Source organism: Pseudomonas sp. HY13-MNA-CIBAN-0226, from assembly GCF_040310305.1.
Lineage (GTDB): Bacteria > Pseudomonadota > Gammaproteobacteria > Pseudomonadales > Pseudomonadaceae > Aquipseudomonas > Aquipseudomonas gregormendelii.
This window is the reverse complement of sequence record NZ_JBEOPS010000001.1, coordinates 382,279-407,688: the sequence shown is the minus strand read 5'-3', so window position 1 is coordinate 407,688 and position 25,410 is coordinate 382,279. Positions and strand designations below refer to the sequence as shown.

Below are 25,410 nucleotides of genomic sequence, written 5' to 3'. Positions count from 1 at the left end.
GCAGGATACGTGAGGTATTTGCGTCTAATGTTCGTAATTCCTGATACAAAAGCCACGTCTGATAACTGATGTCATTTGGTCATTGGTTGGCGGCCCGGCATAATGCCTGGCGCGTACACCACTGCAGAGTCTAGGGAGCTAGCTTGTCTACGCCTGTCGAACCCTTGCGTTTGCTGCTACTGGCAGAAGAGCCAGCGTGGACAGCGTTGTTGCGCGAGTGTCTGGCTCCAATGGGGAGCTCGGCCGTGCTCATCAGCGCTCCGAATTGGGAGTCTGTCAGCAGTTTGTTCGATGACAACCGCAGCGCGGTGTTGTTGACGAGCCCTGCTCTGCAACCACTTCCCGGTCGTTGCACCTTGCCGACGGTATTGCTGCTCGAACACGAGCCGGCGTCGCCGCCCGATGGCGTGAGCGACTGGTTGGTGCGCGATCTGCTTGATACAGGCATGTTGCAGCGCTGCCTGCGCCATGTGCGCGAACGGGGGCTGCTGGAAACCACCCTGCAGCGTCTGGCCGAGCAGGACCCCTTGACCGGCATCGCCAATCGCCAGGGTTTTCAGACCCTGCTGGCGGCCCGGCTGGTGGAAAACGATGGCCGTGGCCTGGCACTCGGGCACCTGGACCTCGACAACTTCCGTCACGCCAACGACGCGTTGGGGCACCAGGCGGGCGACCGGTTGATCCTGCAAGTCGTTGCCAGGCTCAAAAGCCAGCTGGAGGTGGGTGATCAGCTCGCACGGTTGGGCAGCGACGAATTTGCACTGCTGATCGACACCCGCCGGGCACCCCAGCGCGCCGAGTGGATGGCCGAACGAATCACCGAAGCACTGGCCGAACCCTACTGGGTCGACGGCGAAAGCCTGTTGATCGGGTCCAGCCTGGGCATCGCCCATGCTCGCGCCCACGCCGGCGCCGACCCGCTGATGTGGCACGCGCACATCGCCATGCAGCAGGCCAAGAGCACCCAGGGCTGTACCTTTCACATCTTCAACGAACGCATCAATCGCAATGCGCGCAGCATGGCCGACCTGGAAAGCGAACTGCGACGGGCATTGCGCCGTGATGAGCTGGAGCTGCACTACCAGCCGCGACTGAACCTCGAAGACGGGCAGATCGTCGGCCTCGAAGCGCTGGTGCGCTGGCGTCATGCCGAGCGCGGTTTGCTGCCGCCAAGCGAATTCGTGCCCTTGGCCGAGCAGAGCGGCTTGATCGTGCCCCTGGGTTACTGGGTGATTTCCCGTGCACTGCGTGACATGCAGGCCCTGCGCGAGCGCGGGCTGCCGGCGCTGCACATGGCAATCAACCTGTCGTTTCGGCAGTTCCAGGACAGCCAGTTGCTGCCCACCCTCAGCCGCTTGATCATCGAGCGCGGAGTCGAGGCGCAGTGGCTGGAGTTCGAACTGACAGAGACCGCAGTGATGCGCCGCAGCGATCTGGTCAAGCAGACCATGGACGCCCTCGGGCGCCTGGGCGTGCGCTTTTCCCTGGATGACTTCGGAACCGGCTTCTCGTCATTCGTGCACCTCAACAGCCTGCCGATCGCCTTGCTGAAGGTCGACAAGAGTTTTGTCGGCGAGATGGAAGAGCGCGAGGAGAATCGCAAACTGGTGCACGCGATGATCAACCTGGCGCACAACCTCAATCTCGAAGTGGTGGCCGAAGGCGTGGAAACCCCGGAGCAGCTGGATCTGTTGCGTGGGTTTGGCTGTGATCAGGTGCAGGGGTACCTGATCAGCAAGCCGTTGCCGTTGGTGGAGCTGGTTGAATACCTGACCTTCGGTTCCAGCCAACAAGCCGTTGTGGAGGCCATTTAAAAGATCGCCAGAACGCGGCCGAGCCTTTAACCGCTCCTACATGGGAATGTGTACACCCGTAGGAGCTGCCGAAGGCTCGGGCCTCGTTCGGACGATCTTTTGATCTTAATCGGGTTGAATCACCCTGAAACTGGCCTGCACCGCAGGCTCACGCCGAATCATGCGCTTCATCTTCCACTCAAACGCCAGCGTCAGGCTCACCGCCGCACACGCCAGGCCCAGCGCCAGGCCCCACCAGACGCCCGTTGGGCCCCAGTCGAGATGGAATGCCATCCACCAGGCTGCCGGCGCACCAATCAGCCAATAGCAGGCCAGTCCAACCAGGAAGGTGGTCTTGGCATCCTTGAGCCCGCGTATGCAGCCCATGGCGATGGTTTGCGTACCGTCGAACAGCTCGAACCAGGCGGCGACCGCCAGCAGGCTCACTGCCAATTCGATGACCGGGCGGAACGCTGGATCATTATGGTCCAGGAACAAGCCAATCAATTGATGCGGCAGCAGCCAGAAAACCATCGCGAAGCCGAGCATCGCCGCCGCTCCGAACACAATACCAACCCGTCCCGCCAGCCGTGCATCCAGCAGTTGCCCGGCACCGTAGTGCTGGCCGATGCGCATGGTGATCGCATAGGACATGCCGGCCGGCACCATGAACGCCACCGAAACGATCTGCAGGGCAATCTGGTGCGCACCCAGTTGCGTACTGCCCATGGTGCCCATGCACAGCGCCGCGAAGGCAAACAGCCCGACCTCCACCGCGTAGGTGCCGCCGATGGGCAGGCCCAGCCGCCACAGCTCCTTGAGGTACTGACGGTTGGGCCGCGACAGGCCTTCACGCAATGGATAAGCGTCATACGCCCTATGCCGCCGAATATGCAGGGCCAGCGCCAATGCCATCAGGTTGGCGACGATGGCCGTGACCAGCCCTATCCCCACCAGCCCCATCCTGGGCAGGCCGAACATGCCGGTAATCAATGCATAGTTGAGCAGGAAGTTCGCCACCGTGCCGGCGAGGCTGATCACCATCACCGGCGTCGCCCGGCCGATCGCACTGGTGAAGCCGCGCAGGGCCATGAAGCTCAAGTAGCCGGGCAGGGCGAACGGCAGGATCATCAGGAATTGCCCGGCCATATGGACGTTGCTTTCGGTCTGGCCGAACAGCAGCAGCACGGGCTTGAGGTTCCACAGCAACAGGCCGGCGGCCAGTGCCATCAGCCACGCCAGCCACAAACCTGCCTGGGTCAGCCGGGCGGCGCCAACGATATCGCCCGCACCCTGACGGATAGCCACCAGGGTGCCGACTGCCGCAATCACCCCGATGCAGAAAATCGACACAAAAGAGTAGGTGGCCGCCCCCAGGCCGCCGCCGGCAAGCGCCTCGGGGCTGATGCGCGCCATCATCAAGGTGTCGGTGAGGACCATCAGCATATGCGCCAACTGCGAGGCAATCAGCGGCCCCGCCAGCCGCAGGATGGCCCAGAGTTCAATACGCGCTGGATGCTTCATGATCATCACGCTCGGTTTTCAGAGGGAACAGTAGACCGTCGATTTTCGGCGCTCTGGAGGATTTCCACAAAGGGATAAAAAGGATGGATGGCATGACTAAAACTCATCATGGATGAGTTTCTGCTAAGTTGTGGCGATTGCGCTGCAGGAGCTTTCTGAATGTCTCGTCGTCTTCCTCCGTTGTATGCCCTGCGTGCCTTCGAAGCGGCCGCTCGCCACAGTTCGTTTACCCGTGCCGCGCAAGAGTTGTCGATCACCCAGAGCGCGGTCAGCCGGCATATTCGTACGCTCGAAGAGCACTTTGCCTGCCGATTGTTTCACCGCAGTGGCCGCAACCTGCAACTGACCGAATCGGCCCGGTTGCTGCTGCCCGGCATCCGCGAGGGCTTCACCGCCCTGGAGCGGGCGTGCAACACCCTGCGCGCCGAAGACGACATCCTGCGCATGAAGGCGCCTTCGACCCTGACCATGCGCTGGCTGCTGGCGCGCCTGAGCCGCTTCCGTCACCTGCAACCGGGCAATGAGGTGCAGCTCACCAGCGCCTGGATGGACGTCGACTCGGTGGACTTCAACGACGAGCCCTTCGACTGTGCCGTGCTGTTGAGCAACGGCCATTTCCCACCTGACTGGGAGGCCAGTTATCTGTTCCCCGAAGAACTGATCCCGGTCGGTGCGCCGAACCTGCTGAGCGAGCAGCCTTGGGACGTGACGCGCCTGGCCAATACCGAACTGCTGCACCCCACACCGGACCGCCGCGACTGGCGCAACTGGCTGGAGCGCATGGGGCTGGCCGAACAGGTGTCGCTCAAGGGCGGGCAGGTGTTCGATACGCTGGAGCTGGGCATGATCGCCGCCGCCCGTGGCTACGGGGTTTCGATGGGCGACTTGTTGATGGTGGCCGAGGATGTCGCTCAGGGGCGCCTGAGTTTGCCGTGGCCGACTGCCGTCGCCAGCGGTGAGAAATATTACCTGGTCTGGCCGAAAACCCGGCCCGGCGGAGAACGGATGCGCCGCCTCAGTGACTTCCTGCAGGGCGAGGTCCGGGCCATGGAGTTGCCGGACGTCGAGCACCTGAGCTGAATCGATAGCGCCTGTGCAGCGACAGGCTCCGGCCATATCCTGGTAATCGGCTCAAGTATTCAGGTTTACCGCCGAAGAGATGCAGGTGGAACCTTCGTGCAGGTTCGACGTAATCCCCATTATTAGAAATGTCGCTGAGTGTGCAGCCCGATCAAGGAGGATTCGGACGCTTGGCCAGGAGCTGTCATGTCTCAACCTCGCGCCCGCATCGCCTCACAGCTGGGTATCGCGCTTGCCGTGATACTGGCGATCGTCATCAGCTGCAGCACTGTGTTTGCCCTGCGCTCGCTGGACACCGCCAACCTTGCCACCCGCGAGGAACACCTGGCCAGCGAAGCAAGGCTGCTGGCCGATCAATTGAGCACCTTCCACGGTACGTTGCGTGAGAGTACCCAGCGCCTCAGCGGCTTGTTCGAGAAGCGCTTCAGCGCGGGACTGAGTCTGCACCCGGAGCAGCCGGTGACGGTCGCGGGCGTGCAGACCGCGGGCTTGCACCTGGGCAGCGAAGTGCTGAACAACAACTTCCAGGAAGTGGACGAGTTCAAGCAGATGACTGCCGGTGTTGCCACGTTGTTCGTGCGTAACGGCGACGACTTCATCCGGGTCAGCACTTCCCTGAGCAAGCAGGACGGCACGCGCGCCATTGGCACGCTGCTCGATCACGCGCACCCCGCTTATGCGCGCCTGATGGCGGGGCAGGGCTACGTCGGCCGGGCCCTGTTGTTTGAACGGTCCTACATGACTCAGTACACCCCCGTACGCGACAGCGGCGGCAAGGTGATTGCGGTGCTGTTTGTAGGATTCGATTACACCGACGCGCAGAACGCGCAATTTGCCAATCTCAAACGCTTCCGCATCGGCCAGACCGGCTCCCTGGCGTTGCTCGACGAACAGGGCAAATGGCTGGTGCCGATTGCGGGCGTGCAGGCGTTGGAGCAGGCGGCGCCGACCCTTGCCGCGCTGGCAAAAACGCCTGGCAAAGGTGAGTTCTGGAGCGACAAATCCGAAGACTTTTACAGCGTCGCTGTGCCGTTCGAGGGTGGCCCATGGTCGGTGGTGGCGAGCATGCCCAAAGCGGAAATTCGCGCCGTGACCTGGAGTGTCGGCAGTCAATTGGCGATAGGCAGCCTGCTGGCCATGCTGATCGCCGTGGGTGCGGCGGTCTGGTTGTTGCGCAGCAAGCTGGCGCCACTGGGTGATCTGGTGCGTCAGGCCGAGGCGCTGGGCGCGGGGGATCTGAGCGTGCGCCTGAATGTCTCGAGCCACGACGAAATCGGCCAGTTGGCCCGTGCCTTCAACCAGATGAGCCAGGCCCTGTCGACCATGGTCGAGCACATCCGCAAAGCCTCGCAAGAGGTCAACAGCCGTGCCCAGGCCTTGTCTGGTTTGTCCGGTGGTGCTTACGAAGGCATGGAGCAGCAGTCGGGCGAGATCACCAGCATGGCAGGTGCGGTGGAGGAATTCAGTGCCACTTCCCTGAACATCGCCGACAACATGGGCAGCACCCAGTTGCTGGCTCAGGAAAACGCACAGCAAACCCGGATCGGTCGTACGTCGATGGACGAAGCGTCTTCGTCTCTTGAACAAATTGCGGGCGCGCTGAACAGCACGGCGACGGTCATCAACACACTGGGCCAGCGCTCTCAGGAAATTGGCGGCATCGTCGGGGTGATCACTTCGATTGCCGAGCAGACCAATCTGCTGGCACTCAACGCGGCCATTGAAGCCGCCCGCGCCGGCGAGCAAGGCCGGGGCTTTGCGGTGGTGGCCGATGAAGTGCGCAATCTGGCTTCCCGCACTCGCCAGGCAACCGATGAAATCTCGCTGATGATCCAGAGCATCCAGCAGGAAACCGGCAACGCCATCAGCACCATGGAGCAGGGCAAGGTACTGATGGAGGAGGGCTTGTCGCGCAACGCCAATGTCGCCTCGGCCCTGGCGCGTATCGATGAGCAGAGTCGCTCGGCTGGCCAGCAGTTTTCGGCGATCACCACGGCCACCCAGGAACAAAGCAGCACCGCGACGTTGCTCAGCAGCAACCTGCAAAGCATTGCGCTGGCCAACAGCGAGCAGCGCGAGGTGGTGTCGCACCTGGCCGTGACGGCCAAGGAACTGGAGAGCCTGGCGGCGGAGTTGCGGCAGGAGGTTGACCGGTTTCGTTGAGGTGTTCGGCTATGGCAATCGCGAGCAGGCTTGCTCCCACAGGTGTGATTGGCGTTCACAAGTTCTGCGTCCACCGACACTCCTGAGTAGGCGTGAGCCCGCTCGGTTTTATCAAGACATAGGGCCATTGTTGGTTTTACGCTTGATGAATCGTTTCAGCCGGTCTATAAAAATGGCACAACTCCAAGAAAGGCTTGTGCCATGACTCCGCTCAAACTCATCGTCGCCCTCGGCGCGCTGTCCGCTGCCTCCCATGCCATGGCGTGGGACTATGTTCTGCTCGACTCCGACAAAGCGGCCGCCAACTGGTCAATCACCAGTCAGCAACTCGGGGTGAAGACCGACAAACCCTTCTCCGTGACCCTGCGTACCTTGCATGGCGGTCGGCAAGAGGGCGTCAGCATCGTCGACATTGATAACGGCACGCTCAAGCTCTCGGTGGTACCGACCCGCGGCATGAACGTCCTGCAGGCCTCGGTGGGGTCTGTGCGCATGGGCTGGGATTCGCCGGTGAAAGAGGTGGTCAACCCGGCCTTCATCGAACTCAACGGTCGGGGCGGGTTGGGCTGGCTGGAAGGTTTCAACGAACTGGTGACCCGCTGCGGTTACGAATGGGTCGGCCACCCCGGCGTGGACAATGGCGAGTTGCTGACCCTGCACGGCCGCGCCGCCAACATTCCGGCCAGCAAAGTCACCTTGCACATCGACGAAAAACCGCCTTACGCCATCAGCCTGCGCGGTGAGTTGAAAGAGCAGGCGTTCAAGAAAGTCGACTTCTCCGTCGCCACCGAACTGGTCACCGAACCGGGCAGCGTGCGCTTCAGCCTCAACGACACCCTGACCAACAATGGCGACTATCCGAAGGAATACCAGGCGCTCTACCACAGCAACTTCAGTACCCCGTTCCTGGAACAGGGTGCTCGATTCGCTGCGCCGGTAAAACAGGTGTCGCCGTTCAACGACAAGGCCAAAGGTGAACTGTCGGACTGGCAGACCTACCGCGGGCCGACCAAGGACTACGACGAGACGGTCTACAACGTGGTGCCGTATGCCGATGCAAAAGGCGACACATTGACCGTGCTGCACAACAAGGCCGGCAGCCTGGGCGTCTCGGTAGGTTTCAACACGCAAACCCTGCCCGTGTTCTCCCTGTGGAAAAACACCGATACCCAAGGGCAGGGCTATGTCACCGGACTTGAGCCAGGCACGAGCTTCTCCTACAACCGCCGGTATCAACGACCACTGGGCCTGGTGCCGACGATCGCGCCAAACGAGCATAAAGAGTTCCGCATCAGCTACAGCCTCTTGGCGGACAAAGGGGCGGTGGATCAGGCGTTGAAGCGAGTGAGCGAGATTCAGGCCGGGCGGGAAACCGAGGTGCGGCAGATGCCGTTGGTGGATCTCACCAAGGAGTAAATCCGTTAGTTTGTGGCAGGACGATACTGTAGCGCCTCAGCCAGATGCTCTCGCGTAATGGCATCTATCTGCTCAAGGTCCGCCAAGGTGCGTGCTACCTTGAGCAGCCGATGGGCCGAGCGTAGCGACAGGGTCAATCTTTCGCAGGCGGATTCCAGCCAGGTTTCATCGGCTGTGGATAACTTGCAGTGTTTGCGCAGGCTGGGCAGGTCGAGAAAGGCGTTGGCGCAGCCCTGGCGCTTGTGCTGCCGTTCCCTGGCGTCGGCTACCAGCACTGCCGCGCTGGCGGAGTCATCGCCGGGTTTCGCTGAAGGGTTCAGCGCTGTGGCTTCCCGCGCCACGGTCAGGTGCAGATCGATGCGGTCCAGCAGCGGGCCGGACAGTTTGTTGCGGTAGCGCTGGACCATGTCCGGGGTGCATGAACACTTGCCCGTTGGTTCGCCAAGATATCCACAGGGACAGGGATTCATCGCCGCGACCAGTTGAAAACGCGCCGGAAAACGCACGCGATCCCTGGCCCGGGATATCACGATATGGCCGGACTCCATAGGCTCACGCAACACTTCCAAAACCCTGCGATCAAACTCCGGTAGTTCATCAAGGAATAGCACGCCATGGTGGGCGAGGGTGATTTCCCCGGGCTGAGGCTTTGACCCGCCACCCACCAGCGCCGGGCCCGACGCTGAGTGGTGAGGTTGGCGAAAAGGACGTTGCGGCCAGTGACTCAGGGGCGCGCAACTGGCCACCGACTGAATAGCCGCGACTTCCAGCGCCTCGCTTTCGGCCAAGGGTGGCAGCAGCCCCGGCAGTCGACTCGCCAGCAGTGTTTTGCCTGTTCCCGGCGGCCCACTGAGCAGCAGATTGTGAGCGCCTGCTGCGGCAATCAGCAGCGCCCGTTTGGCCGCGAGCTGACCCTGTACTTCACTCAGGTCAGGGTAGGGTTTGCTGGCGTGCATCAAGCCGTCGGACACGTATGGAGCGATGGGCTGGTGCCCGTTGAAATGAGCCACGGCCTCCAGCAAATGATCCACCGCAATCACCTGCAGGCCCGATGCCAGGCAGGCCTCTTCGGCGTTCGCCCGCGGTACCAGCAACGTTCGACCCGCCTTGCGCGCCGCCAGGGCGGCAGGCAATACGCCGCGCACCGCCCGCACCGCTCCCGACAACGCCAGTTCCCCCAGGCATTCCACGTCATCCAGTGTCAGCGCTGGCACCTGCACGCTGGCCGCCAGAATCCCCAAGGCAATCGCCAAATCAAACCGTCCACCATCCTTGGGCAAATCCGCCGGGGCGAGATTGAGCGTGATGCGTCGCGCGGGAAACTGCAGCCCGGAATTGATAATCGCACTGCGCACCCGGTCTTTGCTTTCCTTCACTGCAGTTTCGGGCAAACCGACCATCGTCAGTGACGGCAAGCCATTGGCGAGATGGACTTCCACGGTGACGGCGGGTGCATCCACGCCAATCTGGGCGCGGCTGTGGACGATGGAGAGGGACATGGTCGTTCCTTGAGCTGACGGAGACCGCTTCCTGCGGTGGTTTCAAGGGTAGACGGGGATTGTGTCTACGGGACAGGGAAAGCTTCGCAGGATGTTGCGAGCGTCTTTCTGGTAGGGGAAAGCGTAAGGAGGTGGGAAGTACCAAGAACCGCCTTGGCGCATTTGCATAAGTGAAATCAGGTTATACACTGAAGATTAATGCATAACGTTAAGCTTTATATTATGATCGTTAGCTTTAAGTGTTCTGAGACCGAGTACCTGTTTCGCAACGGTAAGACCCGTATGTGGTCAGCCATTCTGGGTGTCGTGGAGCGAAAACTGACGATGCTTGATGCTGCTGCCGTTCTGACGGACCTTCGATCACCACCAGGCAATCGCCTGGAGGCGCTGGATGGGAGTCGAAAAGGTCAGTACAGCATCCGTATCAATGCTCAATGGCGAATTTGCTTTGTATGGGGTCCTAACGGACCAGCGAATGTCGAAATCGTCGATTATCACTGAGGTGAGTAATGACTAAGAATGGTATGCGCCCGGTTCACCCTGGCGAGATCCTCAAAGAGGAATACCTTGAGCCTCTGAGCCTTACTGCGGCAGCCTTGGCCCGAGCGTTGAGCGTTTCGACTCCGACGGTGAATGACATTGTGCTTCAGCGTCGAGGCGTCAGCGCTGATATGGCGCTCAGGCTATCTATCTGCTTGGGCACAACCCCCGAGTTTTGGCTGAACCTGCAATCGACTTACGATTTGCGTAGAGCCGAGATTGAAAGGGGGGCGGCGATTCGGGATCAGGTTGAGCGTCTTCCGCACTGCGCCTGATTCATCTGGGGTTAAACGAAACCCACGCCATAAGCGTGGGTTTTTTGTCGTTCAGAAAGCGTGGAGTATCCGCAAAGCACACTTGCACCACGTTGCATTGGCCACACACCGTGCTGGGGGACGACCAGTGAAGCTGGTCAGCGAATGTGAAGTTAGCGGAGCAAAACGAGAGGCGAAATCAGCTCCAGCAAGCAGTTTTCGTAGGACCGTTCTGAAATGTTTGAAGGGCATTGCGTGAACTGTCGGGGCGCTCTTGTTTGCTGGGGGGCTGCTTATGATCATTGCAGATCAAGCCACCCGGAGAAGGGAAGATGGACAGTAATGGAATGCGCTCGATTTGTTCCGCAGAAGCTCCAGAGCAGGAGCTTCTTGAACCATCGGCTGTCGCGGGGGCTGATCTTGCAGGCCAGCGTTCAGGTTATGAGGTAGCGCTGACAAGGCTTGTCGCGCAAAGCGCAGGCGTCAGTCCGGACCTGGCCAGGAAGCTGGCTGTTCACTTCGATACCACGCCCGATTTCTGGCTGAATCTGCAATCGCATTACGACGCGCTCAGCGACGATATCGAGCGTGTTAGCTGCCTATAGCGACTGCAATGCTCGCGAGGCTTTTTTCCACCATGGCACGTTGACGGCCTGTTGCACCGGTTCTTCATCAGGCAGCAGATGCGGCACATCCTGCAGCCGAATCCACGGCTGGTTGTTCCAGTGCAGCAAACTCAAGGACATATCTGGCCAGATCAGCCGGCTCAGGGTCGGACGTTCCGGGCTATCGGGTTGTCTGGCGTCCCTAAGGGCGGGTACCACGTCGTGAGTCAGCCATTCGCGCAGGCTTCTGTACTCGGGGCAGTAGTGATAGATCAGTAGTGCGTAGACGCCGGATTCACTGATCAGCAGCGTGTTTTCGAAGCTGCCATTGAACAGTATCTGTGCGTACTGGTGCTGGTCGGGATCGAGTTTACGAAGGGTACGTTCGTTGAGACAAATCCCTATTAATCTACCGAGGTCCCGGGCGCTGAACCAAGGCTGGTTTTCCAGCAGAAGGGCGTGGAGAGGGCGTTTGTGGCGGGTGAAGACGTGGGGGGGCAGATAAGCTTCATCGCAGTTCATTGATACAGCTCCTTTTACTCAACGGGCTGCATGCGTTCCGGGTCGCCAAACCCAGTGCTGAATGTTCAGCAGAGGCGAGCTTAGGAGATCGTGTTGTATGGCGCAATCTGAAATCTGCTCAATGGGCTGCCAGCCGTCATCGCCAAACGAATGGGTGGCAGCTGTGCGCGGGTTGGCGAACCGGAGCAAAAGGAACCCGGCAGACCCGAGGGTCTCCCACGCACAACCGCCATGACTGGGGTCGAGGATCGTAGTACACCTTTGGCTTGCAGGTCGCCAAACCTGGGGATCAAAAGATCGCAGCCTTCGGCAGCTCCTACGCAAGCGGGTGATCCGGGCTGGGAGGGGAGGCGGGCTTTTTCGCGAATATGCCCGCTCCCACAGGGATTTGCGGTGTTTATTCGGCTGGCGGGTTGAGCTTCGCTTCCATCTCGGCCACTTTTGCTTCGAGGCTTTCCAGGCGTGCCCGGGTCCGTGCCAGCACGACCATCTGGCTATCGAATTCTTCACGGCTCACCAGCTCCAGCTTGCTGAAGCCGCTCTGCAACAATGCCTTGAACTGGCTTTCGATTTCGCTTTTCGGCAATGGCGTGTCGCCGCTGAAAAGGCGCGAGGCGGTACCCGTGAGGGCGTCGAGGAAGTCTTTGGGCGCGAGCATGGGAAAGGTCCTGGAAACAATGGCGAGCAGTGTATCACGCAGTGTCTATAGTCAATCCCGAGCACGGGGATGCACGGTTTTCGCGCATAGGGACGAACGGTATCGCACCGTTGTTGTGCGTATACGTCGCATGTTTTTTGCCCATTCGGCTGCATGCCCGGCCAAGGGGTTGAATTCAGGCGCTTTTCAAGAGATGGCAAGCTTTCTGCTAAGAGCCTAGTAACCCATGCACTGATGCAGTCGCTGTGACGAATGCAGTGCGCCGGGCGAAACGGGGAAGTGTTTCGCCAGGAGCGGTTAACTGGCGTCGGACGGGCAGGTAGGGCCGACGATGCGTTACAAAGCCAGGCACTGCGCTTAGACTTGAGTCGGGTTTGTTTTCCTGGGGCAAGTCCACCAATTCGGGAGAGAGTTTTCATGAAGCTAGTCACTGCCATCATCAAGCCGTTCAAACTGGACGACGTGCGCGAGTCTTTGTCCGAGATCGGCGTGCAGGGCATTACCGTTACTGAGGTCAAAGGCTTCGGTCGGCAGAAGGGTCACACCGAGCTGTATCGCGGCGCGGAATACGTGGTCGATTTCCTGCCAAAGGTGAAGATCGATGTCGCCATTGACGACAAGGATCTTGATCGGGTTATCGAGGCGATCACCAAGGCAGCCAACACCGGCAAGATCGGTGACGGCAAGATCTTCGTGGTCAATCTGGAACAGGCGATTCGCATCCGTACCGGCGAAACCGATACCGACGCAATCTAAAAGCCGCCACAAACCCAACGCCCCAGGAGAAAACAATATGACTCTGCGTAAATTCGCAGGGCTAGGAGCCCTGTTGTCCCTCGTAATGCCCAGCCTGGCTATGGCGGCAGACGAAGTGGCGGCCCCAGTCCTCAACTCCGGCGACACCGCCTGGATGCTGACCTCGACAGCCCTCGTGCTGTTCATGACCATTCCCGGCCTCGCGCTGTTCTACGGCGGCATGGTTCGCTCCAAAAACATTCTTTCCGTGATGATGCAGTGCTTCGCCATTACCGGTCTGATCAGCATCCTGTGGGTCATTTATGGCTACAGCATTGCGTTCGACACCACCGGCATGGAGCAGGGCGTCGTCAACTTCAACTCGTTCTTCGGCGGCATGGGCAAGGCGTTCCTCGCCGGTGTCACGCCATCGAGCCTGACCGGTCCTGCGGCGCTGTTCCCTGAGGCGGTGTTCATCACCTTCCAGATGACGTTCGCCATCATCACGCCTGCGTTGATCGTCGGTGCTTTTGCAGAGCGGATGAAATTCTCCGCCATGCTGATCTTCATGGGCATCTGGTTCACCCTGGTGTATGCACCGATCGCGCACATGGTCTGGTCCGGCAACGGCGGCCTGATGTGGGACTGGGGCGTGCTCGACTTCGCGGGCGGCACCGTGGTGCACATCAACGCCGGTGTGGCTGGCCTGATCTGCTGCCTGGTACTGGGCAAGCGCAAAGGTTTCCCGACCACGCCAATGGCTCCGCACAACCTCGGCTACACCCTGATGGGTGCTGCGATGCTGTGGGTCGGCTGGTTCGGCTTCAACGCCGGCTCTGCGGCTGCTGCCAACGGCACTGCGGGCATGGCGATGCTGGTTACCCAGATCGCTACCGCTGCCGCCGCCCTGGGCTGGATGTTTGCCGAGTGGGTCACCCACGGCAAGCCTAGCGCATTGGGTATTGCCTCGGGTGTGGTAGCCGGTCTGGTGGCTGTCACTCCGGCCGCTGGTACCGTGGGCCCGATGGGTGCCCTGGTGATCGGCCTGGCTGCTGGCGTGGTGTGCTTCTTCTGCGCTACCACCCTGAAACGCAAACTCGGCTACGACGACTCCCTGGACGCCTTTGGTGTGCACGGTATCGGCGGTATTCTCGGCGCGATCCTCACCGGCGTGTTCGCCGCACCGGCCCTGGGTGGTTTCGGCACTGTGACCGATATCGGCGCACAAGTCTGGATCCAGCTCAAAGGTGTAGGCTTCACAGTGATCTACACCGCGATCATCACCTACATCATTCTCAAGGTCCTGGACGCCGTCATGGGTCTGCGAGTGACTGAGGAAGAAGAGGCGGTGGGTATCGACCTGGCACTGCACAACGAGCGTGGCTACAACTTGTAAGTTTTGCGCAAAAAATAATGCCCGGTTCGCCGGGCATTTTTTTGCCCCGGATTTGTCACTGGAAGGGAAGCTGAAAGGTTTTTTCCTCGAGCTTTGGCTACCTTTGTACCGAGCGATTTTGTGCGGCCAATGGCTTACAGCAACGAAGGAATATTAGGGCCTTTGTTTTTTCCCAGAGCGCGCTAGAATGCGCCCCGAACGTGCGGAGAACTGTATGTGGCAACAGACTCTGATTACCTTGCGGGCGAGGCCCCGGGGCTTTCATCTGGTAACAGACGAGTTACTCGCCGGTTTGCCTGAAATCAGGGCATGTCGGGTCGGTCTGTTGCACTTGTGGCTGCAGCACACCTCGGCGTCGTTGACCATCAACGAGAACGCCGATCCGGCGGTACGTCGCGACTTCGAACGATTTTTCAATCGTCTGATCCCACAAGGAACAGACGGCTTTGAGCACAACGACGAAGGCCTGGACGACCTCCCGGCGCATTTCAAGGCCAGCGTGCTCGGCTGTCAGCTCAGTTTGCCGGTTTCGGCAGGCCGACTGGCGTTGGGAACCTGGCAAGGCGTTTATCTGGGCGAGCACCGTGATCATGGTGGTGCTCGTAAAGTCCTCGCCACCTTGCACGGTGAAGGGGCATAAGCCATTGGTCATCAATGGCGGTTGAATTTTTTCTGGCAGCCGTCGACAGACGGCAAAGCTGGGCTATAACTAATCTGCTTTTCGCAAGTCATGAGGTAGAACATGAGCGACGATGATCTGGAAAACGACGACCTCGAAGTAGGCGACGACGACGAAACCGAAGAAGGTCTGGAAGCAGCGGCGGAAGACGTCGCTGAAGACGATGGCGGTGAAACGCCCGTTCCGACCGCCAAAGGCAAGGCCAAGGCTGCGGTTTCGGTCGATGAGCTGCCGAGCGTCGAAGCGAAAAACAAAGAGCGCGATGCGCTCGCCAAAGCCATGGAAGAGTTCCTGGCCAAAGGCGGCAAGGTGCAGGAAGTGGAGGCCAATGTGGTCGCCGATCCTCCCAAGAAGCCTGACAACAAGTACGGCAGCCGGCCTATCTAGGCGCTTGCCCTTGCTTGCTGAAAAAGCCCGCCGTCGCTGCGGGCTTTTTCATGCCTGAAAATCAAAAGATCGCAGCCTTCGGCAGCTCCTGCATTTTATTGTGTACACCTGTAGGAGCTGCCGAAGGCTGCGATCTTTTCAGCCGCGCCTCAAATTTTTGTCGCACTCCACCGCGCCAGCAACGCCGGTAATTCGGTCAGGCTGCGGATTTCGGCGTCCGGGGCCTTTTCGGCTTCCCACGCCTTGCCCGCCGGGTTGAACCAGATGGCCCGCAGTCCTGCCTGTTGTGCTCCGGCAATGTCGTCGCCCGGATGATCACCGATGTGCACGGCGGTCTGCGCCGTCGCACCTCCACGTTGCAGCGCCTCATGAAACAGGCGCGCATCGGGCTTGGCGATGCCGATGTCTTCGGCATACAAGGCGAACTTGAAATAATCCGCCAGCCCCAGCCGTCGAACGTCGGCATTGCCATTGGTCACGACCCCGAGGGCGTAGTGCCTGGCCAGCGTCTCCAGGGTCGGCGCTACTTCGGGGAAGATTTCCAACTGGTGGCGCGCATGCAGAAACACTTCAAAACTCTGGTCAGCCAGATCAGTGGCTTCTGCGTGGGTGTAGCCAGCGTCCTCCAGTGCATGGAACAGGACACGGCGGCGCAGGGCGCTGATGCGGTGCTTGAGGCCGGGTTCGTTGCCCAGGATGCGCTCGCGAATTGCCCACAAGTGCTCGACCGGTACTGCGCCCAGGTTCGGCGCGTGTTCGGTGAGCCATTGGCGCAACACGGCTTCGGCGCTGACAATCACCGGGGCGGTGTCCCACAGGGTGTCGTCGAGGTCGAAAGTGATCAATTGGATCGTCATGAATCATCGCCCTTAATGCGTTTGGCCCGTGGGTGGGCATTGTCGTAGACCGTCGCCAGGTGCTGGAAGTCCAGGTGGGTATAGATCTGGGTGGTCTTGATGTCCGAGTGGCCGAGTAGTTCCTGCACGGCGCGCAGGTCCTGCGAAGACTCCAGCAGGTGGCTGGCGAAGGAGTGCCGCAGCATGTGCGGGTGCAGGTTCTGCCCCAGCTCGCGTTCACCGGCGGCTTTCACCCGAACCTGAATCGCCCGTGGACCAAGGCGCCGGCCCTGTTGGCTGACAAACACCGCGTCATCTGCGGGGTTGGCCATGGCGCGCAATGGCAGCCACAACTCCAGCGCTTCACGGGCTTTCGCGCCGACGGGCAAGAGTCGGGTCTTGCTGCCTTTACCGAGCACCTGGACCATGCCGTCGGCCAGGTCCAGTTGATCGAGGTTGAGCCCGGTCAGCTCCGACAGCCGCAGGCCGGAGGAGTAGAACAACTCCAGGATCGCCTGATCGCGGCGTGCCAGAAAATCATCTTCCACCCCACCCTCGAGCAGTTGCAATGCCCGATCGGTGTCCAGGGTCTTGGGCAGGCGACGCTCGCCCTTGGGCGGTGCCAGGCCATTGGCCGGGTCGTGATCGCACAGCCCTTCGCGGTTCAGGTAGTGATAGAGCCCGCGCACTGCCGACAGCAGGCGCGCGAGGCTGCGGGATGATTGGCCCTGGGAGTGCAGGCGGGCGATCAGGCCTCGCAGGCGCTGGATGTCCAGGGCCGCCCAGCTGGCGATGTTCTGTTTGACGCACCAGCCCAGCACTTTGTCGAGGTCGCGACGATAGGCCTGCAGCGTGTGAGGCGACACCTGCCGCTCACTGCGCAGGTGTTCGCAGTAAGCGTCCAGTTGTCGCTCCACGATCAGCGTACCGAGCGCAGCGGATTGTTCACCCGTGGCAGCACGCGGCCCATGACTTCGGCGATGTAGCTGAGGAACAGCGTTCCCACCGAGCTTTTGTAGTGCTGCGGATCACGGCTGGCGATGGCCAGTACGCCGTGGATGCCTTGATGGCTGATCGCGACGACAGCGGTCGAACCGATCTGCTTGCGTTGCTCCTCGCCAAAGAGGAAATCCAGCTCGTGCTCACGCAGGCTGCCGGCGACGCTCTTGTCCTCGGACAGCAACCCACCAATGGCGGCCTGGGCGTCGGCATGGGTCACCCAGCGGCCGACCGGCATCGGGTTGTCACCGAGCAGGATCAGGCTGACAAAGGGCACCTGGAAGTCCTGGCGCAGGCTGTCCTCGACGCCGATCACCACATCTTCGAGGCTGGCAGCATCCATCAGGGCGAGAATCAGGCGCCGGGTCTTGTCGAAGAGACGATCGTTGTCCCTGGCCACGTCCATCAAGTGTGACAGGCGATGTCGCAGTTCAATGTTGCGGTCGCGCAGAATGGTCATCTGGCGTTCGACCAGCGAGATGGTGTCGCCGCGCTGATGCGGAATGCGCAAGGCTGGGAGCAGTTCTTCGTGCTCGATGAAGAAATCCGGATGAGCCTCCAGGTACGCGGCAATTGCCGCCGCCTCAAGGCTTTCGGAAGGGGATTCGTCGGGCTGTAGGGCGGGTACCTGGGGCTTGTCGGTCATCGGATTGACTCACTCAAAGACGTACTTGTCCTTCGTAAACACGAACTGCCGGGCCGGTCATCATCACCGGTTGGCCAGGGCCTGCCCATTCAATGGACAGGCGCCCGCCGGGCAGGTCGATCAATAGCGGCGAATCCATCCACCCCTGGCTGATCGCGGCCACTGCGGCTGCGCAGGCACCGGTACCGCAGGCCTGGGTTTCCCCGACGCCGCGTTCCCAGACGCGCAGTTGCGCGCGGTTGCGGTCGATGACCTGGAGGAAGCCGACGTTCACCCGTGCCGGAAAGCGCGGGTGATGTTCGATCTTCGGTCCCAGTTCATGCACCGGTGCATTGTTGATGTCGCTGACCCGCAGTACCGCATGGGGGTTGCCCATGGACACGGCGGCCAGGTCGACCTCGGTACCGTCGACTTCGATCTGGTAGCTGAGCGCCTGCTCAGGCGCTTCGAACGGGATGTCGGCCGGCACCAGGCGCGGCGCGCCCATGTTCACGCTGATCTGGCCGTCGCTGCGAATATCCAGTTCGATGATGCCGCTCTTGGTCTCGACGCGGATCTGCCGTTTTGCGGTCAGGCGTTTGTCGAGCACAAAGCGGGCGAAACAGCGCGCACCGTTGCCGCACTGTTCCACTTCGGAGCCGTCGGAGTTGAAGATCCGATAGCGGAAGTCCACGTCCGGGTTGCTGGGGGCTTCGACGATCAGCAACTGGTCGAAACCGATGCCGGTGTGCCGGTCGCCCCATTGTTTGGCGTGCTTGGGCAAAATGTGCGCGTGCTGGCTGACCAGGTCGAGGACCATGAAATCGTTGCCCAGGCCGTGCATCTTGGTAAAACGCAGCAGCATGGTCTTACTCCGGCAGCAGGCTTTCGCCAGCGAACAACTCGGCTACCGTTTCACGGCGACGCACTTCAAATGCCTGATCACCGTCCACCAACACTTCAGCGGCGCGGCCGCGAGTGTTGTAGTTGGAACTCATGACAAACCCATAGGCGCCCGCCGAATGCACGGCCAGCAGGTCACCTTCTTCCAATGCCAGCTGACGATCCTTGGCCAGGAAGTCGCCGGTCTCGCAGATCGGCCCGACGATGTCGTAGGCGCGGCCAGCGGTGTCGCGCGGGCGCACTGCGGTGACGTCCATCCAGGCCTGGTACAGCGCCGGGCGGATCAGGTCGTTCATGGCGGCATCGACGATGGCGAAGTCCTTGTGCTCGGTGTGCTTGAGGTACTCGACCTGGGTCAGCAGCACGCCGGCGTTGGCCACGATGAAGCGGCCCGGCTCGAACACCAGCGCCAGGTCGCGGCCGTCCAGACGCTCGCGCACGGCCTTGATGTAGTCGGCAGCCAATGGCGGCTCTTCATCGCGATAACGCACACCCAGGCCACCACCGAGGTCGATGTGACGCAGGTAGATGCCACAATCGCCGAGACGGTCGACCAGGCCCAGCAGGCGATCGAGGGCGTCGATGAACGGCGGCAGGGTGGTCAGCTGGGAGCCGATGTGGCAATCGACGCCGACCACTTCCAGGTTTGGCAGTTGAGCGGCGCGGACATACACGTCCTCGGCGTCGGCGATGGCGATGCCGAATTTGTTTTCCTTCAGCCCGGTGGAGATGTAGGGGTGAGTGCCGGCATCGACGTCCGGATTGACGCGCAGCGAGATCGGCGCGCGAACGCCCAGCTCGGCTGCCACGACTTGCAGCCGTTCCAGCTCGTCGGTGGATTCGACGTTGAAGCAATGCACGCCGACTTCCAGGGCGCGACGCATATCGTCACGGGTCTTGCCGACTCCGGAGAACACGATCTTGTCAGCGCTGCCGCCAGCGGCCAGCACACGTTCCAGCTCACCACGGGAGACGATGTCGAAACCGGCGCCCAGACGCGCCAGGACATTCAGTACACCCAGGTTGGAGTTGGCCTTGACCGCAAAACACACCAGGTGTGGCGTGCCGGCCAGCGCGTCGGCGTAAGCCAGGTACTGGGCTTCGATGTGCGCGCGCGAGTAGACGTAAGTCGGCGTGCCAAAACGCTCGGCGATGGCGGCCAGGGCAACACCTTCCGCGAACAGCTCACCGTCACGGTAGTTAAAAGCGTCCATGAGGTTCCCTTATTGGTAGACGTCGTGCTTGTGGGCTTTCGACGCAGGCTGCTGCTGCGACGACTTGGCCTGCTCGACAGGATCCTGGGAATCGTCAGGCAGGTACAGCGGGCCTTTTTGCCCACAGGCCGACAGCAGGCAGGCAACCGCAGCGAGCGCAGCAAGGGAAGAGATCAGGCGCTTCATGGCGAAATCCTTGAAAATGCTTTAATTGCGCCGGAGTATACCGGCCACCCGGCAGCTTGCCTATGCGACGGCCCTCCCGTCCGGCGGGGCTGTGCACGACCCACGGAACGGCGCCGCAACGCCTGTGGGAGCGGGCTTGCTCGTGAAAGCGGTGTGTCAGTCAACAAAGATATTGAATGTGCTGGCCCCTTCGCGTGCGAGCCCGCTCCCACAGGTACAGTGTTTTATCTACCTGTATCGACCCTTGATCGTTATCCTTTGCAATCACCGGGGCTCGCCCGTATCGTGCGGCGCTTGAGCGCGAGTAGACACTTTTTGAGGTTGCCGTAATGAGTTTGACCGAAGCCCGTTTCCACGATCTGGTCGATGCCACCCAGCAAACGCTGGAGGATATCTTTGACGACAGCGACCTGGACATCGATCTGGAGAGTTCGGCTGGCGTGTTGACCGTGAAGTTCGAAAACGGCAGCCAGTTGATCTTCAGCCGTCAGGAGCCGTTGCGTCAGCTGTGGCTGGCAGCGGTGTCCGGTGGGTTCCACTTCGACTACGACGAAGAGAGCGAGCGCTGGATGTGTGACAAGAGCGAAGAGCAGCTCGGCGAGATGCTCGAGCGCATCGTCAAGCAGCAGGCCGGTGCTGAATTCGATTTCGAAGGTTTGTAAAAAGTGGCCGAGCCTGCATCTGTTCGTCCGCCCAAGCCGCTCTACAGCAACGTCAGCGCGGCAGTCCCGTCGCCGTGCAGCGGAGTCTGCCGGCTGGACGAGCAGAAGGTTTGCCTGGGGTGTTTTCGCCACGTCGAAGACATCCGCGAATGGCGCTCGGCCGACGACGATCGCCGCCGGGTCATCTGCGCCCAGGCCTCAAATCGCAAAGCCACCACCAATATCCTGTAGGAGCTGCCGAAGGCTGCGATCTTTTGATCTTGATTTTTAGCGATACTGAGTTCGCCGAAGAACAAGATCAAAAGATCGCAGCCTGCGGCAGCTCCAAGGGGCAAAGCCGTCCGCCGCCACTGGCTTGTATATTTATTGAGCTGTGATAGTGTCCGGGTACGCCTCAACCCATCGAGGCTCGTGAAAACCCCGCCTTTTTGTGGCGGGGTTTTGCTTTTTTCGTGCAGAAGAAAGGAGTCTGCCCTGATCATGACCGCACCTTCTATCACCCTTACCCGTCTGGACGTGCAGCGTCTGGAGCGCCTGATCGACAGCCTGGATGACACGCTGCCGGGCGTTATCGCGCTGCAAACCGAACTGGATCGCGCCGATACCCTGGTCGGACACGAAGATGTGCCTGCCGACGTCGTGACCATGAATTCCAAAGTGCATTGCCGGGAGGAAAGCAGCGGCAAGGACTACCACCTGACCCTGGTCTACCCCAAGGATGCGAACGCCGACGAAGGCAAGATTTCCATCCTGGCACCTGTCGGCAGCGCGCTGCTGGGCCTCAAAGTGGGTCAGCACATCGACTGGCCGGCACCGGGTGGCAAGACCCTGAAGCTGACCCTGCTGGAAGTTGAATCCCAGCCTGCCAATGGCGGTGATTTCCCGGAGTAAGACTCCTCAGACCTGCTCGAGCGCCTCGTTCAAGGCGCGCTCCAGGTCGGCCTTGTAACCCAGGTACACATTACTTGAGCGCTGATCATCACCGGCCAGGCCCGACAGGTCCAGATCGGTGATGTAGCACCGATAACGTTCGGGTTCCCGGCGTTGCTCGACGATTTCCCGGGCCACCACCCTGAACAGATGATCACCATGCTCCAACTCCGAAAACTCGCGCTGATTACAGTACAGGGTGACCTGCACCCTGTCGGCCCCGGCTTTGCCGACGATGGCCTGCACGTCATAGAACGGTTGGTTCGGCGCAAGCACCGGCGCCGGTCGGCTTTCGACCCGCCGAGCCCGCATCGGGCCTGACGGTAACACCTGGTAATACTGTAGTTCGAGGCTCGAAGGCGACACGCCACTCATGGGCAGCAAGGCTTCGCGTCGAAACCCGATGGACTGAAGGAAACGCTGCAGTGGCACCAGCAGGCTCTGATCGTCGTGATAGGGCAGACGCTGCTGCCACAAGGCGTTGAACTCATCCAATATGTAGATATCTGCCTGGTCTTCATGGACCCGGTAGAACACCTGGATGCAGGCTGGCTGGCCCATTGGCAGGATCAGCGCCAGGTCATGGTCGGCAAGGGCCATGGGGTCCAGGTGCAGCGGGCTGTAGCTCGTCTGTTGCCTGGCAAGGTAGTCAACCAGTTCGGCCAGCGTGGCCAAGGCAACATGTTTGACCTGTCCCGGCACCAGCTCCAGCACGTGGTAGTGCTGCTGGACCTGAAGCAGGTAGCGATGATTGAGGCGGCTCAGCAGCAGGTCATGCGCACTGTCGATGATCTCTTCGACCCGCTGGGCGATGAATTGCGCGCGGTTGTGACAGAAGCAGCGCACGCGCAACCGGGGTTGCTGCGGGCCATCCGGCAAATGGTTGAGGTAGTCGCACAGGCAGTCGAGCAAAGCGTGGGGGCCGTCGAAACGGTTGACCAGCACTTCGTTCCAGCTGTTGAGCGTTACCTGATCCAGGGTCAGCACCAGGTTCTCCCGCACCCCGGCGTAGCTGAGGGAGTCGGTACGTTCGGTGGTCATCAGGATATTCAGGTCGCGATGATGCTTGAGCGGATCCACTCCCACGTTAATCAGGAGTAACACTTCGCTCGGCACGGCGGCGCGCAGCAGCGGTTCTTCGGCGACGGCGGTCAGGGGCAGGGCGATGCTCTGTTGCAGGCTGCCGAGCAGGTTGAACAGCTCGAACTCGCTGAGGTCGCTGGCGCCCGGGTGCAGCGCCAGGCGCGTGCTGCTGTCGATCACGCCGTTGCGATGGCACCAGGTGAGCAATTCCAGTAAATGGCGGCTGCGCTTGATCGGCGCGAAATGCTCCCACTCGTGCGCCGCCAGGCTGCCGTTGTACAGGCCCCATTGGGATTGCCCCGTTTCCTTCATGCTCGGTGCGAACACCAGCGTCAACGTGTCTTCGGCCAGGTCCGGAGCAATCCCCGGGTTGATGAATTCGACCTTGTTCGACTTGCGCTCGAAGGCTGCATACAGCCGGCGTCCCAGCACATTGAGGTCGCGTTTGTTAATCAGGCTGGCGCTTTGTTCATCACGGGCGAAGCGGGTCAGGAAGCGATAGCTGTAGTTGAGTTCGCTGACCAGGGCGCGGCGTTCAGTGCCGACCTGGCGCACTTTCCACTGGCTGCGGCTGTCGAGCAGGGCCAGGTGCCGGTCGTCCCAGTTCCACTCATGGGCCAGGCGTTCGAGCAGCGAACGTTGCCAGCTGCGGGTGCGATTGTTGCTGACGGTCAGCTTGCGGTTGACCTTCAGGTACAGCGCGCGACGCACCAGCTCCAGGCGCTCCGATTCCCCTCGGGCCTTGAGGTATTCCTCGATGCGCCGGTAGACCACGACGTAGGGGTCGAGCTCGTCCAGGTCGAGCTGGTTGGCGAACACCGCTTGCTTGAAGCGCAGGCTGAGGCAATTGACCCTGGGATGTTCGCTGGCGTAAACCTCGATCAATAGCAGTTTGAGCACTGATTTGTATGGCGAATCGATGCCCTTGAATAACTGCCACAGGCCTGCCCCGATGAATTCGCCAGGCGGAATGTACGCCATATGCCCCAGGTCCAGCGTCTCGTCGGCGCGGATGAAGCGCTTGGAGATCAGCGCGTGGGTATACCGTTCGTAGTTCGCCTCTTCGTACACCGGCACCAGCCACCAGATGGGGGTGCGGCCGGCCAGCCAGATGGCGGTGCGATAGAACTCGTCCAGCAACAGGTAGTGCTGGGTGGTGCCGCAGTCTTGCGAGCTGAGCTGGTTATCCCGCTCGCCGCGAACAAAGCGCGCCGCGTCGATCAGGAAAAAGTGCGCCTCGGCCCCCTGGCTCGCTGCCCAGGCTTCCAGCAACTGACACTTCTTGCGCAGCTCGGCGAGTTCGTTCTCGCCCAGATCCGTTGCGTGGCACACCCAGACATCCATATCGCTCTGGTCCGCCTGGGCCAGGGTGCCGAGACTGCCCATCAGGAACAGGCCATGGATGGGGCGTGGCGGGTTGCTGCCGTGGCGCGGCTTGTAGGAAAACGATCGGGTCAGGCGCTGGGCATCGGCGAGGGTGGTGGCGTCCGGCTCGTAATTCGACAGCCCGGCCGGTGTATTGCCCGAGACGTAGCCGGGCAGCAGCGGATGATTGACGTGAAAGAACAGTGGCAGCAGCGTCAGCACCGCCTGCTGACGGCTCGACAGGCCTTCGAGCGCACGGGCGATACGGCCTTCGTTGAGCGTTAGAAAACGTGCGCGCAGCTGGCTGAGAACCTTGCGGTCAATGCCTTCGTCCAGGTCGGGGCGGATTTCATGGTTGCGGGTCATGTCAGCTCAAACCGGCTCGGTAGGCACGGGCGCAGGTGATCTCGGGATAAGCGCAGTTTAGCGCCTCGGCCCCGGGACATTTAAGCTGATTTTGGTTTTCTGACGTCAGATTTTTATCGCGCTGCGACGACGTGCGACAGAGGGTGCCCGCGGAAATCCCGTAACAGGGGTTTCCGTGGGCGATACAGTCACATTCAGGCTGTTTCTTCGACGTTCAGGATGGTCAGTAGCGTTTGGATATTTTGTGCGGCGTCACGTCCGAGGCTGGTCAGATAACCGCCGTCAGGCTGATCGATCAGCTCTTTGTCGTACAGGCGTTTGGCAGCGGCAATGGCTTTTGGGGCAGCGGTCTGATGAATTTTCAAACCTTCCTGGGAACTGTCCAGGTTGAAGAGTGCGAGGATTTCCAGTTCGGCAACCAACTCAGGGGTAAGCGACATAAGGACTCCAGACTTTCTAGGAATTGGACGATAGCGCCCCTAAGGTGAGCCGAGTTGTGCGGCATGTCCAGTGCTTGCAGTGGGGTTTTTTTGCTGCGGGAGAGGCAATAGTGATATTGCGGATGCTTTTCTGTAGGAGCGAGCTTGTTCGCGAAGATCGTGAACGAAAACGCGGTTAGCCAGATGCTCAGCGTCGCTCTTGAGTTTTTCGCGAGCGAGCTCGCTCCTACAGTGGATTGAGTTATTTCTTTTCTGGTGGCAGCTCGGGCAGGGCGCGCAGTGCCGTTTCGTACCATTCGGTGTTGAACGCGCGGTCTTCTTCGAGGATTGCGTCGATTTCTACTGCCAGCACGTGGGCCATCAGGTTGAGAATTTCTTCGCGCTCGTAACCCACCAGCGTCAGCTTGTTGAAGGTTGCCTTGGCCGCAGGCGGGTTGTCGCTTTCAATCTGGTTTTCGATCGCTTCGACCAGAGTGTTCTCGGCGAACTCTTCTTCGTCGATCTCGATATCTGTTGGCTCGCTCATGGCAGGCTCCTCAAGTTAAGACGG

At 60.7% G+C, this 25,410-nt stretch carries 27 protein-coding genes; 14 read left to right on the top strand and 13 right to left on the bottom strand.

The features are described from left to right. Positions 1 to 143 precede the first annotated feature (143 nt). A complete protein-coding gene (locus AAEZ05_RS01885; protein WP_205891725.1) occupies positions 144 to 1,814 on the top strand; it encodes a putative bifunctional diguanylate cyclase/phosphodiesterase in 1,671 nt (556 codons plus the stop codon). Between the two features lie 105 nt (positions 1,815 to 1,919). Here AAEZ05_RS01885 and AAEZ05_RS01880 read toward each other — a convergent pair whose 3' ends face one another. Continuing rightward, positions 1,920 to 3,317: a NorM family multidrug efflux MATE transporter gene (locus AAEZ05_RS01880; RefSeq protein ID WP_045059320.1), complete on the bottom strand. Its 1,398-nt coding sequence runs from the start codon at positions 3,315 to 3,317 to the stop codon at positions 1,920 to 1,922. Between the two features lie 159 nt (positions 3,318 to 3,476). Between AAEZ05_RS01880 and AAEZ05_RS01875 the strand changes: the two genes are divergently transcribed. The 3 genes from AAEZ05_RS01875 to AAEZ05_RS01865 all read left to right on the top strand — a co-directional run bounded on the left by AAEZ05_RS01875 (position 3,477) and on the right by AAEZ05_RS01865 (position 7,976). Beyond that, positions 3,477 to 4,397 (top strand): LysR substrate-binding domain-containing protein, encoded by a 921-nt coding sequence (locus AAEZ05_RS01875; RefSeq protein ID WP_045059315.1) that lies wholly within the window; start codon positions 3,477 to 3,479, stop codon positions 4,395 to 4,397. A 186-nt stretch (positions 4,398 to 4,583) separates the two neighbouring features. Next, positions 4,584 to 6,560 (top strand): methyl-accepting chemotaxis protein, encoded by a 1,977-nt coding sequence (locus AAEZ05_RS01870; protein ID WP_045059314.1) that lies wholly within the window; start codon positions 4,584 to 4,586, stop codon positions 6,558 to 6,560. Between the two features lie 201 nt (positions 6,561 to 6,761). Further along, positions 6,762 to 7,976, top strand: coding sequence for an aldose 1-epimerase family protein (locus tag AAEZ05_RS01865; protein ID WP_045059313.1), 1,215 nt, complete (start codon positions 6,762 to 6,764; stop codon positions 7,974 to 7,976). Between the two features lie 5 nt (positions 7,977 to 7,981). Here the strand turns inward: AAEZ05_RS01865 and AAEZ05_RS01860 are convergent, their stop codons facing one another. Next, positions 7,982 to 9,475, bottom strand: a complete 1,494-nt coding sequence (locus tag AAEZ05_RS01860) for a YifB family Mg chelatase-like AAA ATPase (protein WP_350646485.1) — start codon at positions 9,473 to 9,475, stop codon at positions 7,982 to 7,984. A gap of 222 nt (positions 9,476 to 9,697) precedes the next feature. Here AAEZ05_RS01860 and AAEZ05_RS01855 point away from each other — a divergent pair, with 222 nt between their 5' ends. The 3 genes from AAEZ05_RS01855 (at position 9,698) to AAEZ05_RS01845 (ending at position 10,874) form a co-directional block, all read left to right on the top strand. Then, positions 9,698 to 9,976, top strand: a complete 279-nt coding sequence (locus AAEZ05_RS01855) for a type II toxin-antitoxin system RelE/ParE family toxin (RefSeq protein ID WP_045059705.1) — start codon at positions 9,698 to 9,700, stop codon at positions 9,974 to 9,976. An 8-nt stretch (positions 9,977 to 9,984) separates the two neighbouring features. Next, positions 9,985 to 10,290: a HigA family addiction module antitoxin gene (locus tag AAEZ05_RS01850; RefSeq protein WP_045059703.1), complete on the top strand. Its 306-nt coding sequence runs from the start codon at positions 9,985 to 9,987 to the stop codon at positions 10,288 to 10,290. Positions 10,291 to 10,601: 311 nt separating this feature from the next. Continuing rightward, a complete protein-coding gene (locus AAEZ05_RS01845) occupies positions 10,602 to 10,874 on the top strand; it encodes a helix-turn-helix transcriptional regulator (RefSeq protein ID WP_205891722.1) in 273 nt (90 codons plus the stop codon). Here AAEZ05_RS01845 and AAEZ05_RS01840 read toward each other — a convergent pair. Together AAEZ05_RS01840 and AAEZ05_RS01835 are read right to left on the bottom strand one after the other, a co-directional pair. Next, positions 10,869 to 11,396 (bottom strand): BRO-N domain-containing protein, encoded by a 528-nt coding sequence (locus tag AAEZ05_RS01840; RefSeq protein WP_350646484.1) that lies wholly within the window; start codon positions 11,394 to 11,396, stop codon positions 10,869 to 10,871. The two genes, AAEZ05_RS01845 and AAEZ05_RS01840, sit on opposite strands and share 6 nt — an antisense overlap. A gap of 397 nt (positions 11,397 to 11,793) precedes the next feature. After that, positions 11,794 to 12,054: an accessory factor UbiK family protein gene (locus AAEZ05_RS01835; protein ID WP_350646483.1), complete on the bottom strand. Its 261-nt coding sequence runs from the start codon at positions 12,052 to 12,054 to the stop codon at positions 11,794 to 11,796. A 417-nt stretch (positions 12,055 to 12,471) separates the two neighbouring features. Here AAEZ05_RS01835 and glnK point away from each other — a divergent pair, with 417 nt between their 5' ends. The 4 genes from glnK (at position 12,472) to sutA (ending at position 15,251) form a co-directional block, all read left to right on the top strand. Then, on the top strand, positions 12,472 to 12,810 hold the full coding sequence (glnK, locus tag AAEZ05_RS01830) for a P-II family nitrogen regulator (protein ID WP_002555808.1): 339 nt from the start codon (positions 12,472 to 12,474) through the stop codon (positions 12,808 to 12,810). A gap of 37 nt (positions 12,811 to 12,847) precedes the next feature. After that, a complete protein-coding gene (locus AAEZ05_RS01825) occupies positions 12,848 to 14,185 on the top strand; it encodes an ammonium transporter (RefSeq protein WP_122841012.1) in 1,338 nt (445 codons plus the stop codon). A gap of 214 nt (positions 14,186 to 14,399) precedes the next feature. Then, positions 14,400 to 14,825: a secondary thiamine-phosphate synthase enzyme YjbQ gene (locus tag AAEZ05_RS01820; protein ID WP_045059698.1), complete on the top strand. Its 426-nt coding sequence runs from the start codon at positions 14,400 to 14,402 to the stop codon at positions 14,823 to 14,825. 102 nt (positions 14,826 to 14,927) lie between these two features. After that, positions 14,928 to 15,251, top strand: coding sequence for a dormancy-specific transcriptional regulator SutA (gene sutA, locus AAEZ05_RS01815; protein WP_045059697.1), 324 nt, complete (start codon positions 14,928 to 14,930; stop codon positions 15,249 to 15,251). Positions 15,252 to 15,400: 149 nt separating this feature from the next. On the opposite strand, the gene AAEZ05_RS01810 is transcribed toward sutA, so the two are convergent. From AAEZ05_RS01810 to lptM, 6 genes are read right to left on the bottom strand one after another with little or no spacing between them, the layout of a single operon-like run. Continuing rightward, positions 15,401 to 16,108 (bottom strand): HAD family hydrolase, encoded by a 708-nt coding sequence (locus tag AAEZ05_RS01810; RefSeq protein WP_350646482.1) that lies wholly within the window; start codon positions 16,106 to 16,108, stop codon positions 15,401 to 15,403. Next, entirely contained in the window at positions 16,105 to 17,004 is a 900-nt protein-coding gene (gene xerC / locus AAEZ05_RS01805) for a tyrosine recombinase XerC (RefSeq protein WP_045059695.1), read from the bottom strand. The genes AAEZ05_RS01810 and xerC overlap by 4 nt, the downstream gene beginning before the upstream one ends. 2 nt (positions 17,005 to 17,006) lie before the next feature. Further along, positions 17,007 to 17,732 (bottom strand): DUF484 family protein, encoded by a 726-nt coding sequence (locus AAEZ05_RS01800; RefSeq protein WP_045059694.1) that lies wholly within the window; start codon positions 17,730 to 17,732, stop codon positions 17,007 to 17,009. A gap of 13 nt (positions 17,733 to 17,745) precedes the next feature. Beyond that, complete coding sequence (gene dapF / locus AAEZ05_RS01795; protein ID WP_045059693.1) at positions 17,746 to 18,576, bottom strand: diaminopimelate epimerase; 831 nt, start codon at positions 18,574 to 18,576, stop codon at positions 17,746 to 17,748. A 4-nt stretch (positions 18,577 to 18,580) separates the two neighbouring features. Further along, positions 18,581 to 19,828: a diaminopimelate decarboxylase gene (lysA, locus tag AAEZ05_RS01790; RefSeq protein WP_350646481.1), complete on the bottom strand. Its 1,248-nt coding sequence runs from the start codon at positions 19,826 to 19,828 to the stop codon at positions 18,581 to 18,583. Positions 19,829 to 19,837: 9 nt separating this feature from the next. Continuing rightward, positions 19,838 to 20,014, bottom strand: coding sequence for an LPS translocon maturation chaperone LptM (lptM, locus tag AAEZ05_RS01785; RefSeq protein ID WP_045059691.1), 177 nt, complete (start codon positions 20,012 to 20,014; stop codon positions 19,838 to 19,840). A gap of 329 nt (positions 20,015 to 20,343) precedes the next feature. Here lptM and cyaY point away from each other — a divergent pair, with 329 nt between their 5' ends. The 3 genes from cyaY (at position 20,344) to rnk (ending at position 21,567) form a co-directional block, all read left to right on the top strand. After that, positions 20,344 to 20,676 (top strand): iron donor protein CyaY, encoded by a 333-nt coding sequence (gene cyaY / locus AAEZ05_RS01780; protein ID WP_045059690.1) that lies wholly within the window; start codon positions 20,344 to 20,346, stop codon positions 20,674 to 20,676. A gap of 3 nt (positions 20,677 to 20,679) precedes the next feature. After that, the gene (locus AAEZ05_RS01775) at positions 20,680 to 20,907 is read left to right on the top strand and encodes a DUF1289 domain-containing protein (protein WP_205891717.1); all 228 of its coding nucleotides are present in this window, start codon (positions 20,680 to 20,682) and stop codon (positions 20,905 to 20,907) included. Positions 20,908 to 21,156: 249 nt separating this feature from the next. Next, positions 21,157 to 21,567 (top strand): nucleoside diphosphate kinase regulator, encoded by a 411-nt coding sequence (gene rnk, locus AAEZ05_RS01770; RefSeq protein WP_045059688.1) that lies wholly within the window; start codon positions 21,157 to 21,159, stop codon positions 21,565 to 21,567. A 6-nt stretch (positions 21,568 to 21,573) separates the two neighbouring features. On the opposite strand, the gene AAEZ05_RS01765 is transcribed toward rnk, so the two are convergent. From AAEZ05_RS01765 to AAEZ05_RS01755, 3 genes are all read right to left on the bottom strand, one after another. Then, positions 21,574 to 24,420 (bottom strand): class I adenylate cyclase, encoded by a 2,847-nt coding sequence (locus AAEZ05_RS01765; RefSeq protein WP_045059687.1) that lies wholly within the window; start codon positions 24,418 to 24,420, stop codon positions 21,574 to 21,576. 194 nt (positions 24,421 to 24,614) lie between these two features. Next, positions 24,615 to 24,860, bottom strand: coding sequence for a TIGR02647 family protein (locus AAEZ05_RS01760; RefSeq protein WP_045059686.1), 246 nt, complete (start codon positions 24,858 to 24,860; stop codon positions 24,615 to 24,617). 241 nt (positions 24,861 to 25,101) lie between these two features. After that, positions 25,102 to 25,386, bottom strand: a complete 285-nt coding sequence (locus AAEZ05_RS01755; RefSeq protein ID WP_045059685.1) for a hypothetical protein — start codon at positions 25,384 to 25,386, stop codon at positions 25,102 to 25,104. Positions 25,387 to 25,410 lie beyond the last annotated feature (24 nt).

Excerpts from the sequence above, each read along its gene's own strand:
- AAEZ05_RS01760 (WP_045059686.1), bottom strand. The coding sequence starts at position 24,860 with ATGTCGCTTACCCCTGAGTTGGTTGCCGAACTGGAAATCCTCGCACTC.
- glnK (WP_002555808.1), top strand. The coding sequence starts at position 12,472 with ATGAAGCTAGTCACTGCCATCATCAAGCCGTTCAAACTGGACGACGTG.
- dapF (WP_045059693.1), bottom strand. The coding sequence starts at position 18,576 with ATGCTGCTGCGTTTTACCAAGATGCACGGCCTGGGCAACGATTTCATG.
- AAEZ05_RS01800 (WP_045059694.1), bottom strand. The coding sequence starts at position 17,732 with ATGACCGACAAGCCCCAGGTACCCGCCCTACAGCCCGACGAATCCCCT.
- AAEZ05_RS01765 (WP_045059687.1), bottom strand. The coding sequence starts at position 24,420 with ATGACCCGCAACCATGAAATCCGCCCCGACCTGGACGAAGGCATTGAC.
- AAEZ05_RS01880 (WP_045059320.1), bottom strand. The coding sequence starts at position 3,317 with ATGAAGCATCCAGCGCGTATTGAACTCTGGGCCATCCTGCGGCTGGCG.
- AAEZ05_RS01855 (WP_045059705.1), top strand. The coding sequence starts at position 9,698 with ATGATCGTTAGCTTTAAGTGTTCTGAGACCGAGTACCTGTTTCGCAAC.
- AAEZ05_RS01835 (WP_350646483.1), bottom strand. The coding sequence starts at position 12,054 with ATGCTCGCGCCCAAAGACTTCCTCGACGCCCTCACGGGTACCGCCTCG.
- lysA (WP_350646481.1), bottom strand. The coding sequence starts at position 19,828 with ATGGACGCTTTTAACTACCGTGACGGTGAGCTGTTCGCGGAAGGTGTT.
- AAEZ05_RS01850 (WP_045059703.1), top strand. The coding sequence starts at position 9,985 with ATGACTAAGAATGGTATGCGCCCGGTTCACCCTGGCGAGATCCTCAAA.
- cyaY (WP_045059690.1), top strand. The coding sequence starts at position 20,344 with ATGAGTTTGACCGAAGCCCGTTTCCACGATCTGGTCGATGCCACCCAG.
- AAEZ05_RS01875 (WP_045059315.1), top strand. The coding sequence starts at position 3,477 with ATGTCTCGTCGTCTTCCTCCGTTGTATGCCCTGCGTGCCTTCGAAGCG.
- AAEZ05_RS01845 (WP_205891722.1), top strand. The coding sequence starts at position 10,602 with ATGGACAGTAATGGAATGCGCTCGATTTGTTCCGCAGAAGCTCCAGAG.
- AAEZ05_RS01870 (WP_045059314.1), top strand. The coding sequence starts at position 4,584 with ATGTCTCAACCTCGCGCCCGCATCGCCTCACAGCTGGGTATCGCGCTT.
- sutA (WP_045059697.1), top strand. The coding sequence starts at position 14,928 with ATGAGCGACGATGATCTGGAAAACGACGACCTCGAAGTAGGCGACGAC.
- rnk (WP_045059688.1), top strand. The coding sequence starts at position 21,157 with ATGACCGCACCTTCTATCACCCTTACCCGTCTGGACGTGCAGCGTCTG.
- AAEZ05_RS01860 (WP_350646485.1), bottom strand. The coding sequence starts at position 9,475 with ATGTCCCTCTCCATCGTCCACAGCCGCGCCCAGATTGGCGTGGATGCA.
- AAEZ05_RS01865 (WP_045059313.1), top strand. The coding sequence starts at position 6,762 with ATGACTCCGCTCAAACTCATCGTCGCCCTCGGCGCGCTGTCCGCTGCC.
- lptM (WP_045059691.1), bottom strand. The coding sequence starts at position 20,014 with ATGAAGCGCCTGATCTCTTCCCTTGCTGCGCTCGCTGCGGTTGCCTGC.
- AAEZ05_RS01840 (WP_350646484.1), bottom strand. The coding sequence starts at position 11,396 with ATGAACTGCGATGAAGCTTATCTGCCCCCCCACGTCTTCACCCGCCAC.
- AAEZ05_RS01825 (WP_122841012.1), top strand. The coding sequence starts at position 12,848 with ATGACTCTGCGTAAATTCGCAGGGCTAGGAGCCCTGTTGTCCCTCGTA.
- AAEZ05_RS01810 (WP_350646482.1), bottom strand. The coding sequence starts at position 16,108 with ATGACGATCCAATTGATCACTTTCGACCTCGACGACACCCTGTGGGAC.
- AAEZ05_RS01820 (WP_045059698.1), top strand. The coding sequence starts at position 14,400 with ATGTGGCAACAGACTCTGATTACCTTGCGGGCGAGGCCCCGGGGCTTT.
- AAEZ05_RS01755 (WP_045059685.1), bottom strand. The coding sequence starts at position 25,386 with ATGAGCGAGCCAACAGATATCGAGATCGACGAAGAAGAGTTCGCCGAG.